This window comes from Lysobacter helvus, assembly GCF_018406645.1.
Classification (GTDB): domain Bacteria; phylum Pseudomonadota; class Gammaproteobacteria; order Xanthomonadales; family Xanthomonadaceae; genus Noviluteimonas; species Noviluteimonas caseinilytica.
Genome location: NZ_AP024546.1, coordinates 2,622,761 through 2,637,951, shown reverse-complemented (window position 1 = coordinate 2,637,951; position 15,191 = coordinate 2,622,761). Strand labels below are relative to the sequence as shown.

10 protein-coding genes and 1 tRNA gene are annotated in these 15,191 nt (G+C 68.1%); 2 read left to right on the top strand and 9 right to left on the bottom strand.

Going from position 1 to position 15,191, the window contains the following annotated elements; all coding sequences use genetic code 11:
- Nucleotides 1–67: 67 nt before the first annotated feature.
- The 3 genes from LYSHEL_RS12725 to tpiA all read right to left on the bottom strand — a co-directional run bounded on the left by LYSHEL_RS12725 (nucleotide 68) and on the right by tpiA (nucleotide 1,460).
- A tRNA-Leu gene (locus LYSHEL_RS12725) sits at nucleotides 68–152 on the bottom strand.
- 51 nt (nucleotides 153–203) lie between these two features.
- Complete coding sequence (gene secG, locus LYSHEL_RS12720) at nucleotides 204–683, bottom strand: preprotein translocase subunit SecG (protein WP_213434401.1); 480 nt, start codon at nucleotides 681–683, stop codon at nucleotides 204–206.
- Between the two features lie 21 nt (nucleotides 684–704).
- On the bottom strand, nucleotides 705–1,460 hold the full coding sequence (tpiA, locus tag LYSHEL_RS12715; RefSeq protein ID WP_213434400.1) for a triose-phosphate isomerase: 756 nt from the start codon (nucleotides 1,458–1,460) through the stop codon (nucleotides 705–707).
- Between the two features lie 104 nt (nucleotides 1,461–1,564).
- Between tpiA and LYSHEL_RS12710 the strand changes: the two genes are divergently transcribed.
- Nucleotides 1,565–2,248 (top strand): DUF6445 family protein, encoded by a 684-nt coding sequence (locus tag LYSHEL_RS12710; RefSeq protein ID WP_213434399.1) that lies wholly within the window; start codon nucleotides 1,565–1,567, stop codon nucleotides 2,246–2,248.
- Nucleotides 2,245–3,105 carry a class I SAM-dependent methyltransferase gene (locus LYSHEL_RS12705; RefSeq protein ID WP_213434398.1) on the top strand — a complete coding sequence of 287 codons (861 nt, stop codon included), beginning with the start codon at nucleotides 2,245–2,247 and terminating at the stop codon, nucleotides 3,103–3,105. Before LYSHEL_RS12710 ends, LYSHEL_RS12705 begins: the two co-directional genes overlap by 4 nt.
- Before the next feature lies 1 nt (nucleotide 3,106).
- Here LYSHEL_RS12705 and LYSHEL_RS12700 read toward each other — a convergent pair whose 3' ends face one another.
- The 6 genes from LYSHEL_RS12700 to phaE all read right to left on the bottom strand — a co-directional run bounded on the left by LYSHEL_RS12700 (nucleotide 3,107) and on the right by phaE (nucleotide 15,184).
- Entirely contained in the window at nucleotides 3,107–10,243 is a 7,137-nt protein-coding gene (locus LYSHEL_RS12700) for a Tle-like phospholipase domain-containing protein (RefSeq protein ID WP_213434397.1), read from the bottom strand.
- A 135-nt stretch (nucleotides 10,244–10,378) separates the two neighbouring features.
- A complete protein-coding gene (locus LYSHEL_RS12695; protein WP_213434396.1) occupies nucleotides 10,379–10,987 on the bottom strand; it encodes an alpha-ketoglutarate-dependent dioxygenase AlkB family protein in 609 nt (202 codons plus the stop codon).
- Nucleotides 10,988–11,288: 301 nt separating this feature from the next.
- Complete coding sequence (locus tag LYSHEL_RS12690; protein WP_213434395.1) at nucleotides 11,289–12,506, bottom strand: ShlB/FhaC/HecB family hemolysin secretion/activation protein; 1,218 nt, start codon at nucleotides 12,504–12,506, stop codon at nucleotides 11,289–11,291.
- A gap of 78 nt (nucleotides 12,507–12,584) precedes the next feature.
- Nucleotides 12,585–13,064 carry a hypothetical protein gene (locus tag LYSHEL_RS12685; protein ID WP_213434394.1) on the bottom strand — a complete coding sequence of 160 codons (480 nt, stop codon included), beginning with the start codon at nucleotides 13,062–13,064 and terminating at the stop codon, nucleotides 12,585–12,587.
- Nucleotides 13,065–13,067: 3 nt separating this feature from the next.
- Nucleotides 13,068–14,144: a class III poly(R)-hydroxyalkanoic acid synthase subunit PhaC gene (locus LYSHEL_RS12680; protein WP_213434393.1), complete on the bottom strand. Its 1,077-nt coding sequence runs from the start codon at nucleotides 14,142–14,144 to the stop codon at nucleotides 13,068–13,070.
- Complete coding sequence (phaE, locus tag LYSHEL_RS12675) at nucleotides 14,144–15,184, bottom strand: class III poly(R)-hydroxyalkanoic acid synthase subunit PhaE (protein WP_213434392.1); 1,041 nt, start codon at nucleotides 15,182–15,184, stop codon at nucleotides 14,144–14,146. The genes LYSHEL_RS12680 and phaE overlap by 1 nt, the downstream gene beginning before the upstream one ends.
- Nucleotides 15,185–15,191 lie beyond the last annotated feature (7 nt).

Here is a 15,191-nt window from a genome sequence, read left to right as displayed (position 1 = left end):
TCTCGTTCCAGTCCGACGGCCGGTGTCCCCTGCAGGGTTGGACCGGCGTCGTCTGAGTTGCTGCGTATGGTGCCCAAGGGGGGACTCGAACCCCCACGACTTGCGTCGCTACCACCTCAAGGTAGTGCGTCTACCAATTCCGCCACCTGGGCAATCAGGTTCCCGCAGCGCATGCGCTGCGGAGTCGCGCATTGTAATCGCTATCAGCCGCCCTGCGTAGGCGTCTTCGGCGATTGCGTCGTCGCAGGCGCCGTGGTGGCGGGCTGCGTCGTCGCGGGTTGCACGACCGTGGTCGCCGCGGCCGGGGCCGTCGGGACCGAAGTATTCGTCGTCGGCGCGACCGGGACCGCGGAACCCGACGGCGCGGCGGTGGCCGGCGCGGCCGGGACCGACGACATCAGGCCCAGGTCCTGCGCGACCGGCTGGTTCGGGCCGGCCTTCGGGCCTGCCTTGTGCACGGCCATGTAGGCCATGCCCATGCTGATCAGGAAGAACAGGATCGCCAGGTACTTCGTGCTCTTGGACAGGAAGTTGCCGGCGCCGCGCGAACCGAACACGGTCGCCGAAGCGCCCGCGCCGAAGCCGGAACCGGCCTGCGCACCCGCGCCCCGCTGCATGAGGATGAGCGCGATCATGGCGATCGCGATCAGGACGTACACCACGTTGAGAATGGTCGACAACATCGGAATGCAGCAGCCTTGCGGTCAGGCCGTCGCCGCGGCTGCGGCGATGGCAAGGAAATCCCGGGCGACCAATGACGCGCCACCCACCAGCCCGCCGTCGACGTCGGGCTGCGAGAACAGCGCCTGCGCATTGTCGGGCTTGACGCTGCCTCCGTAGAGGATCGGCAGCGAGCCGGCGATGGTAGCAGAGCGTGCCGCGACCTCGCCACGGATGAATGCATGCACCGCCTGGGCCTGCTCGGGGGTGGCGGTGCGGCCGGTGCCGATGGCCCAGACCGGTTCGTACGCAATGATCGCGCCCGCCAGGGCCTCGGGGCCGCCTTCGGCGAAGACCGGTTCGAGCTGCTGTTCGATGCGCCATTCGGTCTGGCCGGCCTCGCGTTCATGCAGCGATTCGCCCACGCAGAGGATCGGCACCAGGCCGGCGCGCTTGGCCGCGAAGAACTTGCGGGCCACCAGTTCGTTGGATTCGGCGTGGAACTGCCGGCGCTCGGAATGGCCGACCAGGCCATACGCGGCGCCCACGTCCTTCAGCATCGCGGCCGAGACCTCGCCGGTATAGGCGCCCTTCTCGTTCACGCTGACGTCCTGCGCGCCGAAGGCCACCGCGCGGGGGCCGAAGTGCTCGACCAGCTCGCTCAGGTACGGCAGCGGCGGCAGCACGATGCGCTCGACGCCCGACGGAGCCGGGACCGCGGCGATCTCTTCCACCAGCGCGCACGCGAACGCGCGGTCGCCGTGCAGTTTCCAGTTCCCCGCCACGATCCTGCGACGCATCGGTATGGTCCTTCGTTGGAAGCGCGGGAGTTTACCGCGCCGCCCCCGCCACACGTGCCGAATGGGGGGTCGCGCCCCGGGCGCGCGCCCGTATGATCGGCCGCATGCCTGCCGTCCAGCCCCGCCGCCCGCTCCCGATGCTCCCCTATCGCACGCCCACGCCGGGCCGCGATTACTGGGTGTTCGACGATGTCCTGCCGGATGCGGCCGCCGTGCGCGCACGCACCCTCGCCCGGACCGATTGGGTGCCGGGCTATCCCCATGCGCCGGAAAGCTGGCCGGGGATGCGCGTGATGCCGGGGCTGGAGGCCGGGGAACTGGCCCGCGTCGAAGCGCTGGTGCGCGAGGCCACGGGTGCGACGAAGTTGTGGGTGGAGACGGCGCCGGATGGCGCGCAGCTCAACCACAACTGCATCCAGGTGGTGGGCGCGGACGAATGCGAATCGCGGCCGCATACGGATTCGCGCGCGCTGTGCCGGTTTGCCGCGGTGCTGTACCTCAATCCCGACGTGCCCGACGACTGCGGGACCAGTTTCTTCCGCCAGCGCATGCCGGGCGGACAGCGTGGCGGGAACATGGTGATGCCGCCGAACGAGACACTCGTGCAGGCGCTGGGTACGCGGTTCGTGCCGGCGGATTCGTTCGTCGAGGACGTGCGCGTGCCGCACAGGTTCAATCGCCTGCTCTTGTATCGCGCCAACCTGTTGCACAGCGCGACGGCGTACCACGGGCGCGAACTCGCGGACAAACGCATGGCGGCGGTCTTCTTCTGGATGGCGAAGACATGAGCGACGAGGGGATCAAGTACCAGGCGGTCGTGGACCTGGGCGAGCGCAACAATTCGCACACGTTGCTGCACGAACTCGCGGTGTCGGGCGGGCAACCGCGGTTGTCGATGCTGGAGGTCGGGTGTTCGTCCGGGTATCTCGGCGCGTCGCTGGTGGCGCGCGGGCACACGGTGGTGGGCGTCGAGCCGGATCCGGATGCGGCCGCCGAGGCCACGCGCGTGTTGTCGTCGGTGTGGACCGGCGGACTGGACGATTACCTCGACGCGAATCCGGACGTTCGCTTCGACGTGCTGATCTTCGGCGACGTGCTGGAGCACATGGTGGATCCGGCGGCGGCGCTGCAACGCGCGCTGCGGCACATGGCGCCCGGCGGCAGCGTGGTGGTGTCGTTGCCGAACATGGCGCATGGCAGCGTGCGTGCGATGTTGCTGGCGGGGCGGTTCGATTACGAAGACCGCGGGATCCTGGATCGCACGCACCTGCGCTTCTTCACGCGCGAGGGGATTGCGCACCTGCTCGCGGATACGGGGCTGGCGCTGGAGAAGCTGTACCAGGTGGGGCAGCCGATCGACGTGGTGGGCCGCGAGTACGGGATGGGCCTGCAGCAGGAACTGATCACGGCGGTGGAATTGCTGGATGACGCGGGGACGCGGCATGCGTTCCAGTACGTGTTCCTGGCGAAACCGTCGGAGGCCGGGCGCACGGCGTTGCTGGCGCGCAACCTGGCGGTGCCGAGTGAAGCGACGGTGCCGTTGCCGCATGTGCGGGGGGCGGGGTCGTGGAAGCAGAAGGTGCAGGTGTGGGTATTCCGCGAGTTGTTGAAGCGGATCAGTGCGCGGCGGTTTCGCGCGGAATAGTTCAACAGCCACTGTTTTCGACTCCTTTGCAGAGGCCAGGGATGCCATGGCGACCTGCAGGCGCGATCCAGCTGGGACGACCAAGCGCATCGGGGAATGGCGTCGCGGCCTGGAACAGGCTGAGGATGTCGGAGCCGGAACGATAGGAACGGACGAGTGCGTTCGCGCTCGCGCCTGCACTGCGTAGTCCGAGCCGCGACAACGTCCCGGGATGCACGCCGGCTGCGTTGAACGTGATCGCTTGACGACCCGTGGCGACCGCCGCCAACGAAGCGAGACCGCCGCCTAGCGAGTGACCTGTGAACACCACACCGTCGCCGTATTTCGCATGCACGTACTGCGCTGCGTGCAGCGCGCTGCGATATTGGCCCACGCGCAACCCGAGCGCCTGCGGGTAATTCGTGCCCCACCAATCGCCGCCGCGCAACATGCCGCCTTCGCTGCCGCGCATCGCGGCGACCACGCCTTCGCCATCTCGATAGACCGACATCGAGAATCCGTTCGATTGGTCGACGGTTTCAAGCAAGTCCGCGTGCCCGGGTGCGTACGTATCGCGCGCGTAGGCGAGCAAGCGTGCGTCTTCGCTCGGGACGTCTGCGTAACGCGGCGCGATCCCCGCCAGTGCAGCCTGCAATCCCGCCGATGCCGCGCCGTTGGCGAAGCGCCCACCGGTCGCCTCCGAGATCGCACCTCCCAGCAACGCCCCTGCAACGCCGCGCACGACGATGTGATCGATACGCCCGACCTGTGGCATGAGCGCGCCCGAGACGCCCGCAGCAACGAAGCCATGACCGAACGTGCCGCCTTGCAGCACTTCGACGGCACCCCCGCCCACGGCGCGCGCCGCCCACGCGGACGACCCGTCCACGCCCGCCACATGCATGCCGATCGAGAGGCCCGCGCCGAACGCGCCGGCCACACCTGCGCGCCACGCGCCGTTCGACGCGACCATGCCCGATGCGAACCCGCCGGCCATCGCCACGGTGAAAGCCGTGCCGACATTGCCGGCGGCGAGCGCCGCACCCGCGACGCCGCCCGTCCAGAAAGTGATCCCCAGGGCGATCACGCCGCGCAACGCATCCTGCTCGCGCTGGCCCCACAGGCCTGTGGGATCGGTCCACGCGAGCGGTGCGTTGTTCGCGTACGCGTAGGCCTGCCATCCCACTGCGGACGCCGGCGCGACGACGAAGGGATCGGGTTGCAGGAAGCGACCATCCCACGGATCCAGCAGGCGGCCATTGGCGTGCACGATCTGCAGCGCGTGCGGCGTGCCGAGATGCGCGTGCCCGGTGAATCCTTGCGCGGCGCCCAAGTCGAACGGGCGCACATCGCGTGTCCCGGGCGCGTCGTGGCGACGGGGTTCGCCGAACGCGAACCAGTCCCGCGCATCGATCATGGCCCCCGCGCGATCCAGGACGCGTGCGACCGATCCCAGGTGATCGTGGATCAGGATGCGTTCCTGCATACCTGCGGCATGGGTTTCGAGCACGACGCCGGGTGCCACGGTGCGACGAAACACCACGTGGGCGCCGACGCGTTCGATGTCCACGCCGTCGATCGACAGCACGACGCGGCCGCCCGTTTCCTGCTTGTAGCGCACGCCGTCCGGCCCGTACCAGAGGCGCGTCCGCTGCGTCGGCGACGCCACCGGGCCGAGCGTGATCTCGTGCGGGCGATCGTCGAGGGCGTAGTGCACGCGCCGCTCCGGTGACGTGCCGCCGGGCATCGGTCGACGCTCGACCTGGTTGCCGCGCGCGTCGAACGCATACACGTAGTCGCCGATGCGCAGCGCCTGCCCTGCCCCGTGCGCCGGCTCCGCACCGCTGCCCGGCAGCCCGCCGACACCACAGCCCGCCCGGCCCGCGTAATGCGAATCGCGCACGATCGACGCGACGTCCGCCCGACACAGGTTGCCGATCGCGTCATAGGTGAAGCGCTGGCGTGCGTCGATGCCGGGACCCGAGGCGCGTGCCTCGACGAGGCGATCCAGCGCGTCATGCACGAAGCGCTCCGTGAAGCCGGGACGCACGCGTTCCGCCAGGTTGCCCGCTGCATCCCATGCAAGCGTGTCATCGAACAGATCACACGTGCCCGTGCCTGCGCGACCCGCGCAAGCGCGAAGCTGTCGTCCGCCGAACGGGTCGTACTCATGCGTGAGTTCGACCGCTTGCTGCGATCCGAGTCGCTGCCGGGTTGGACGACCGCGCGCATCGCCAGCCAGGACGCGACGATGGGGCTGCGCGCAGCCGGGCGTGGTGTCGGTCGCTTCGCTAATGCAGGACGCCACAAGGAATCCCGATGCGTCGAATACGCGCTTGTCCCATCCGCCGCTGGGATCCTGCGACTTCCACGCGCGACCTAGCGCGTCGTACACGATGCGGCTGGAATACGGGACGCCGTCGACCTCCGTGCGCCGCTCGGTCGGGCGGCCCAACCCGTCGTAGGTCAGCGTCCGGGAAAACGAGAGCGCCATTTCGGCTGCGCCGCGCCATGCGAGGTACGTGCCTGTCACGCGTTCCTGGTGCAGCAGGCCCAGGCCGGACGGCGCCGTGTCGAAAATGAATTCCGATTCCGACTCGAGGCTGCCGTCGGCGGCAACGACACGCTTTCGATGCACGCGACCCTGCCCATCGCGGTGGTGTTCGATGCGATGGCCCGATGCATCCGTCTGCGCGATCAGTTCTCCCAATGCGTTGTAGTCGAAGTGGGTGGTGCCGCTGTCGGGATCGTCCTGGCGTCGCTTGCGCCGTTGCGCGTCGTACGTGAAGGCGTGGACCACCGGCCCACGTCCGGCGTCGCGGACAACTTGGCGGAGCGCCCCGTCGGCCTCGTGCTCGAACGACAACAGATGCCCACCCGGATCCACCACGGCCTGCACCTCGCCGAGCGCGTTACGCAGCTTCGTCGTGACGTGGCCGAGCGGGTTCGTGGTGCGCGTCGACAGGCCCGTGCGCGCGATGCGCGTTTCCGCGCCGTCGGGCTGGACGATGCGCAGCGCGTGCCCGAGGGCATCGAACGTCGTGCGCGTCCATGCGCGCTGGGACGTTGCGCAAGCCGTGGTCAACGCTGCCGTATCCAGTGATTCGATGGACGCCGACAGGAAGAACGGCGCGGACACGTCCGTGGTCCGGCCTTTCGCATCGTAGGCGGTACACGTGCCGGCGAGCGCTCGTCCGTCGCCTTGCGCGCCCAAGGCCTGGACGACGTCCAGCACGACGCGATCGAGCACATCGAAATACGACCACGCGCCGGGCGCGCCTTCCGTCACCACGCGCCGACGGTAGGCAGCGCCCGCCGGACACGACACCGCGGACGCGCCTGCGCCACACCAGCGATATGTCGTGTAGCGCTCGACGCCGCCGGCTGGCGCGCCCGGCACGCTGCCCGGCACGCTTTCCAGCCAGGTGTAATACGGCCGTCCGAGTGCGCCGTGGACCGCGCCGGTATCGGTCCCGTTCGCGTCGACCGAGTGCGTGGCCGCACCGAGCGCATCCCGCGCGAGCACGCGCATCACATCGCGCTCTGCGGCAACGCCCCCGCCGGCGTTGAACAACGCGCGCGTCGCGACCGGATACCGAGCCGCAGCATCGAACACGGTGCGCGTCGTGCGCTGGACGGCAAATGGATCGTCGGCATGGAATTCGTCCGACGCCATGCAGCGCCCGCCGCCGCCGCAGGCATGCGTCGCGACCACATTGCCGCGCTCGTCGCGGACATCGACGCGCTCGAGCGCAAGCGTGGTTCCGGGTTGCGTGGTCTCTCCTACCAGCAGGCCGGCGGCATCGTAACGGTGTGTCACCGTGCGTACGACGTCGGGCATGCCGGGACGCTGGTGCGTCACCGTCGATTCGCGCACGCGCCCGAGCAGCCAGCGCGCCGGGTCATCCGAGTACGACGCGTGCGTGACTTGCGTCGCCATCCATGCATGCCCAGCCCCGGGGAAGGTCTGAACGCGCGACTCGACGACGTTGCCGTGGGGCCCGTGCTGCACCGTCGTTCGTATGCGGCGCAACGGCGCGCCGGATTCCGGATCGTCATGCATCACTTCACTTGCCGATGCGCGCACGTGCACCGGCAGTTGCACGCCCTGCGTGAAAGGGATGCCCATCGCGGCTGCGGATGTCTCGCTCGACCACGTCTGCGTCACAAGCGACACGCGACGACCGGTGCTCGGCCACGATGCACTCCCCGGCGATCCGAAGCATGCATTGGCCACGGGATCGGACAAGCACGGCCCGGGGTCGAAACCGGCGACCTGCAGGCGGGTCTCGCTGCTGGCAGGTTGCCCGGTGAAAGGAAATGCCTGGTGGTACCGCGTCGTCGTGGAAACCGTCGCGTCCGCTGCGTTCGCCTCCAGGGTTTCGATCGAGGCGAACCCGAGGAATCCACGGCCGCCGGATTGCATGCGTGCGCCGGCGTAGCGGTAATGCACGGTCGCCATGGCGGCTGGCGCATCGGCCTGCGGGGCGCTGCTCGACACGCGCGCGACGATCGGCATCGAACCCCCGAGGTCCGACACTGGTGCGCCGCGACCGGACGACACCGTGTCGCGCGCGTTCGATCCCCGCTTGTGCACGCCGCCGTTCGCCAGCGCGACGTAATCGATCGATGTCCTTGCCCCCAACCCGTTGCGCACGTCGATGACGATGTCGCGGGGCCGCCCACGCGCCGCGCTGCCTGGTTGCGCCAGGAGGAACACGGGCTGCTCGGCGATCTGCAGCGCGAAGTAGTCCGGCGAGCCGTCTGCATCCAGGTCCGCGAAGGCGTGCGCGTAACGATCCGGATCGCAAGGCTGCCCGATGCAGGCATAGGCGCCATTGCCGGGGATGTCCGCGTCAGCCCCGAAACCACCACCGCCCAACGCGCGCCGCATGCGGAAGCGGAACGTGCCGTCGGGCCGCGCATCGACGAACACGAGTTCGCTGCGCGCGTCGCCGTCGATGTCCACCAGGCGGACGGAGGCGGGCCGCGGCAATACACCGACCGACAATGGCGCGAGGAAACCCTGCCCGGTGTTCAATGCCACGGCCCACTTGCCGTCGACCACGCCCTCGTACACGAGGTCGGTCAGGCCATCGGCATTGACGTCGCCCGGCAACACGCGCGCATCGCGTTTGCGATCGTCCATCAAGGAACCGCTGCTGCGCGCTAGCGTGATCGTCGACGGCGTGATGCCCGACACGCGGTGGGCGAACAGCAGGTCACGACTCGCACGCGTGCCGCAGTCGCCGTGCGGAATGCGCGTGCAGGGCTCGTACTCCTGCCAGGACTGTCCGATCGCGAGCAGGAGATCGGTCGCCGCGTCGCCGTCGAAGTCGAGCAGGCGCAGCGTCTCCGGATTCCAGGCGCGGGGCGCGGACTGCGTGCACTTCCCGGCACTCGCCGCCTCCGGGCACGGCAGCGGCGCTTCAGGCGCGAATCCGATCGTGCGCTCGTGGCCCCAGGACCATCCGGTCGCTTCGCGAGACATCAATCTCGCCTGCAATCCGTTGTAGGAGTACACGATGTCGAGCAGGCCGTCGCCGTTGAGGTCGGCCAATTGCGGGTGCGCGCCGCTGGTGGAGGTCGCAAGTTGCGGAATGAATGTGTCGGCAAGCAGGTCCTGCGTCGTGTCGATCGGCGCGCCTTCCCGCCCCTTCGACGGATGCAGGCGCCAGCGCCCCGTACCCGCCAGGAACAAGTCGTCGCGCCCGTCCCCGGTGTAGTCGAACAGCTGCCACGCGCCCTCGCCCAGCGCGGATAGCTCGGTCGACGTGCATCCCGAGAACACGCCGGGCGCGAATCCTTGCCGGCCAGCCGCGTCGCGTTCGCCGAAGCTCACCATCACGTGTTCGGTCGGGCAGGATTCCCCGGGCGCGCCATCCTTCAACCAGACCATGTCCGGACGCCCATCGCCGTCGACGTCGCCCAACTTGAAGCCCTCGAACTTCGACGCGCTGCCGAAGCCCGCAGGGTGCCAGGCGGGCGTCGCTTCGAGCGAATGCTGCGCCGCGCTCCAGGTGAACTGCGTCGGCGCAAGGCAGGTCGCGCCGCTGTCGTTGCGGCATTCCTGCACGTGTTGCAGCGTGTCGACCCCGCTGCCCGACGGACTGGGCGCGTATGCGAACTGGTACGCGCGCGCCTGTTCCGCTGTCGCACAGACCGTGGCGGATCGCGTGCAAGCGACCACCGAGGCCAGCCGCCGCGTCTGCACGAGCGCGCCGCCTGCAGCGAAACGTCGTTGCCAGGCAGCCTTCGGCAAGCGCTCGTAGCGGAATTCGAACGACGCGAACGGCGACAGCACCAACGACTGCCCGGGCAACGCCAGCTTGCCGGTGTAGTGCACGCCCTGGAGCAGGTGTTCGCCTTCGCCCGGGCCTTCTGGATTCTCCAGGTACGTCCAGTCAATGTAGTTGCCCGACGTGTCCTGCAACCGCACTTGCGCCCACGCGATCGCTGCGGCTTCGTGGCCCGGCGTCGTGCTTTCGATGAATCCGTCGGGCCGGTTCGCCGCGCCTGCGTTGTCGCGATCGCCATACCACGCCATCGTGCCGTCGGGGCGCTCGACGGTGATGAAGGCAGGGCCGCGTGACGGGCCTGCAGCCGAGTACGCGCAGACGCGGCGGAATGATTCGATCTCGGTACGCAGTTGCGCGACCTGCATGCCCGCGACGCTTCGACATGCGGCACTGCCCGCCGGGGCCGGCAGCAAGCGTTGTCCATCGAGGCACAGGCGATCGCTGGCGTCGAAGGCGATCGGCGCGGAAACGCCATCCGTTGCAATGCCATCGACGATGAAATCGCCGGCCTCGCGCGTTGCGCGGCAACGGACGATGCGCGACGTGCCTGCGATGGACCAGCCTTTGCCCATGGCGCCGTCGCCGCCATGGCTGGAGTACGCGAGCGACAGCACGGGCGCCAGGCCTGCTGCGCCAGGTACGCCCTGCAACGGAATCGTGTACGTCGCCGCACCGGACTCATCGACGCGAAAGGCCCCGGCGGTTGCGCCCACGCGATCGGACACCGCATCGGGCACGATGATCGCTGCCTGGTTTCCGCCAGTGCGCGGAGGTTTGCGCACCGACGCGCTCGCCATCGATGACCAGAGTGCGGCGCACGCCAAGGTCCACGCCATCCAGCGTCCATGCACGCGATCCATCGCGACCTCCTTGCCGCAAACGCGCATCCCGTCGTGCGCCGCGTGTCCTTCTACGCCCGTGCGTTACGCAACGCGACGAGCGCGTCTCGGATTCGCCGACGGTGTCTCCGCACGATGTAGATGGACTTCCCCGCGTCACGCCACCTTCGACGGTCGCACCCGGAACGCCAACGAGATCCGCGGCCCGACCGCATGCTTCGTCTTCGGAATCCCATGGTCGTAATGCGACTGCATCGCGTAACTCATCACGAGCAGACTCCCAGGCTCCAGGTCGATGCGCACCACGCCGCGCGGCGGCGCCTTCGCACGGATCTCCATGCGCCGCGCGCTGCCCAGCGAAACCAGGGCGATCGGCTCCCCCGCGATCAGCGTCGACAGCTTGTCGTTGTGGGGCGCGACACTGTCGTGGCCGTCGCGGTAGTAGTTGAGGCCCACGTGGGTGAACGCGACTCCGAGTTCTGCGCAGACCCGGGCATGGGCCTCGCCGAGTACGGCAGGCAACGCCTCGCTCCCATTGAGCGCATAGCCCGATGTGAGCCGCGGCACCTCCACCACCCGGTCGTACATCGGGCGGCGTTGCTGGCGCCAGTCGACTTCATCGCGCAACGCGGCGAACCACGCGTCCGCGCGGTCGACGTCGATGAATGCGGGCACATACCGGCAGCCTCCTTCCTCGTCCTCGATGAGGACGCGCTCGGCGGGGCTGAACAGGTCGGAGGCAAACGTCGCGGACGAGGAGTTCATGTGCGCGCGAGTGTGGCGCTCCCCCGTCTCAGAAGCTGCGAAAGCGCGGACCACGGTCCGCCCCTTCTTGTTGAAGGGGCACGCGCGTAGCGCGGGGGATAAGGCATGCCGCCCCGAAGGGGCTCAAGCCAAAAAGAGAAACCCCGCTCTCACGGGCTTTTTCAGGGCCTGGAGGGGAGCGAGGTTTCAGTTTGCCGAAGTCGTTCCCTTGATCGTGAATATCTCGGGTTCTTCTTCGACGGTGCAGATATTACCTGCGGGGTCGTGATGCGTCCGTCAAGCCAGCCGTAGGCGCATCGCGTCAGAAGCGCAGGGTCGCCGTGGCGTACAGCACGTCACGCGCATTGTCCGGCGGCGGGTTGCGGGGGTCGGCGGGCGGATCGCGCCGGTTCTGCATGGGTTCTGCGTGCGTGATGCTGAAGCTGGCGTGCTTCCAGTTTCCACGCAGGCCCAGCGCGAACCCCGAGATCGCTTCGTGCCGCTTGTCGGAGTGGTTGCTGTCGACCACGCCGATGTCGGCACCGACGAAGGCGGTCAACACCCGGTTGATCGGCATGGACACGGTGTTGGACAGATAGATGCCGCGGTCCCCGGAGACCGACGCCCCCTTGAAACCGCGCACGGTGTACTCGTCGCCGATGCTGAGCTGGTTGGCGGCCAGCAACTTCCTCGGCGAATACTGCCAGCCACTGCGCAACGCGTAGTCAAAGCGCCTGTCGCCGAACTTGATCGGGCGACTCCAGCTCACGTTGCCGGCGTACTTGTAGTACAGCGCGGGCGTGTGGCCTTCCCTCGGATCGATGACGACATTGTTGGCGCCCAGCCATTTCGTGCCGCGGCTCCAGTTGAAGTCCACGTACAGGGAGCCGCCCCAGAGCTGGTCGACGCGCGACATGCCCAGCGTCAGGTCGGTGTAGACCTTGCTGTTGGCGTCGATGCGCGTGCCGTTGATGAAATTCTCGCTGTCCTTGCGCTGGATGCGCAGGCTCACGTCGGTCTTCCCGCGCTTGGACCGCGAGACGGTGTGGCCGACCTTCAGGCTCTGGTCGTTGGATTTTCCTTCCGAGCCATAACTGGTGAAGATCGACTCGATTTCCTTGACGTAACGCGAATCGCCGCGACGCAGTTCGAAATCCCAGAAGCCGGCGGGAATCGACACCGCAACGCTCCGGCTGTCTTCGAAATCCGCGTAACCGTCGTAGTAGTGCCGGCGGGTGCCGCCGAACGACCAGGTTTCCGCGCCGATGCCGCGCAGCGAAGCCCCCAAGGTGGTCTTGAAGCGCCCGTATCCCGGCGGGGAAGTGTTGTCGCCCTTCGGGACGAAGGCGTCTTCGTTGGCGCCCGAGTTGTCCAGCCCGATGCTGCCGCCGATGGGCAACTTGCGTTGCACCTTGACATCGATCCACGACCAGCCAGTTTCGTCAGCGGGGACGATGCTGACCTGCGCGGTCTGGCGTTCATTGCGGGAGGGCTCCACGGGCAGGCCGAAAAAAGTGGCCGGCAGTGTCGTGGCAGACACCTGTTGCAAGAATCCGAATCCTTCCGCCATCCCGCAGGATGCAGCGCGCCTCGCCGCGCGAAAGCTAGCTGACGTAAGTCAGACGTTTCCCATGTTGGACGAATTGCGTACTTCGTCGCGACTCCACGGCCACCAACCCGTGCCGGTCAACGCGTAGCGATCGGCTGCACGTTCGAATCGATTGCGCACGCTCACGCCGCCGAAGGCGAGGTACAGCGGCAGGAACAACGGCCCCAGCACCATGTACTGGAAGACGTGCGCGCGTTCGTGGTCGGCGAGGACGATCGCCGGCTCCTTCGCATGCCCGGCCCGGTGCGCGTACGTCACGCAGGGCGCATCCAGCGAATCACCGGTATGCAGGATGGTGTTGCCCAGCGTGATCGCCCCGCCCGGCCCCCAGGGCCAGCGATGGAAGACGATCGCGCATTCGCGCCGCGACAGGTGCGCATGCGCGCCAAACGCGATGCCCACGATCCCGGCCACCAGGCCGAGCACCGTGTTGGGCACGGTCCAGAGGATCCCGAAGGCGCGCGCGATCCGAATCAACGCGCGCCCCATGGTTCAGCGCTTGCCGAGCCAGTCGTGGATCGTCTGCGGCACTTCCTTCTGCGCGCGGCCCGACACGTAGATGCCGATGTGGCCGCCGCGGAACGAGAGCTCCGTGTAGTCGTCGGTGCCGACCAGCCCGCGCAACGCCTTCGACGCCGCCGGCGGCACGAGGTGGTCCTGCTCGGCGAAGATGTTGAGCACCGGCATCTCGATCATCCCCAGGTGCACGTCGCGCTCGCCGATGGTCACGCCGCCGTTGACGAACCCGTTGGCCTGGTAGAACTGCTTCACGAACTGGCGGAACGCCTCGCCCGCCTGGTCCGGCGAATCGAAGATCCACTTTTCCATGCGCAGGAAATCCTCGACCGCCTGCTTGTCGTCCAGGATGTCGACCAGCCCCACGTACTTCTGCACGAACAACCGCGCCGGCTTGAGCGTGAGGTAGCACCAGTTCATCAGGTCGGCCGGCACGTTGCCCAGGGTGTCGACGAACAGGTCCACGTCCATCGCGCGCGTCCAGCTCGACAGCATGTTGTCGTCGGTGTGGAAATCCACCGGCGTCACCATCGTGATGAGGTTGCGGATCTTCTCCGGGTGCAAGGATGCATAGCACAGCGAGAACGCACCGCCCTGGCAGATGCCGAGCAGGTTGATCGAATCCAGCCCATGCGTGCGGCGCAGGTGGTCGACGCAGCCGCCGAGGAAGCGCTCGACGTAATCCTCGAGCGTGAGGTAGCGATCCGAACGATCCGGATAGCCCCAGTCGATGATGTACACGTCTTCACCGCGGGCCAGCAGACCACGCACGATCGAACGATCCGACTGCAGGTCCACCATGTAGGGGCGGTTGACCAGCGCGTAGCTGATGAGCAGCGGGACCTTGGCGGTCGGCGACTGTTCGCCGCGATAGCGATACAGCGTGACCTTGCCGTCGGACCACACGGCTTCCTTCTTCGTCGCGCCGTATTCGACGTCGTCGACCTCGCGCAGCGTGTTGAGGCCGGCGCCCAGCTTCTGCTGCATCTTCATCGCCTCGGTGGCGAGCTGGTCCGGCGAGAAGTCCAGCGGACCCTTGTTCTGCAGGTTCATCAGCGCTTCCCCTTCTTCTTCGTCGGCGCCGGTGCCGGCGTGGCCTTCGCGGGCGCGGCCTTCCTGTTGCCGAGGATCTTGTCGCCCTGCACCTTCAGCGACGCTTCGTTCGGACGCGACGCGGGCGCGGCCGCTTTCACGGGCGCGGCCGGCTTCGCATCGAGCATCGCATCGCGCAACTTCCGCACCTCGCGCTCCAGCTGCGCGATCTTCTTGTGCGCGGCATCCACTTCATCCCGCGTGGGCATGCCGAGCGAACCGGTCATCTGCGCCACTTCGCGCTGCACGCCGCCGCGCACGCGCATCTGCGCGTCCACCAGCTTGCCGTACACGCCGCGGAATTCCGGCGACAACGCGATCTCCGCGTACGCCTCTTCGGCCGCGTCGATCCACACATCGAACATGGCCCGCGCCGATTGCAGGCGATCGCCCGACTTCGCGCGCGCTTCCAGCTTCTGCTCGAACACTTCGTACGCACGCTGCGCGGACTTCATCATCAGCGCGTTGTAGGCGCTGTTCTGCTGCTGCAGGTCCATCTGCGCCTGCGCCAGCTGCTGCCAGCGTTCCTGGTGCTCGCGCGCGAACCCGAAGGCCGGCATGCCGAGCCACGAGCTCGCTTCGCGCTTCCACGAGTCGAGGAACGGCGAGGCGTCTTCGATCCACTGGTCGAGCCCCTGCTGCCCCTGCCCGCGCATCGCGCGGAACAATTCGGGGAACGGGTTCTCGCCGACCGCGCCGAGCGCCGATTTCCACGCCTGCGTGATGTCGTGCGCGCCCGCATTCTTGCCGGCGAACTGCGCAGCGACCTGCTGCATCGCGCCGAACCAGCCGCGCGCCTGCGAATTGAAACGATCCACCGCCGCGTTCACTTCGCCGCGCTGGCCATGGGCGAGCTGCGTCCACCAGTCCACGGCGTCGTGCCACGCCTGCGCACCCGGGGGCTGCGCGGGCTGGGCCGCCTGGGTGGCGCTGCGGAGCATGTCGCCCCAGTTGCTCCAGTACTGGCGCGACAGCGCCTCGAAATCCTGCGTCGGGTCCATGGGGGCC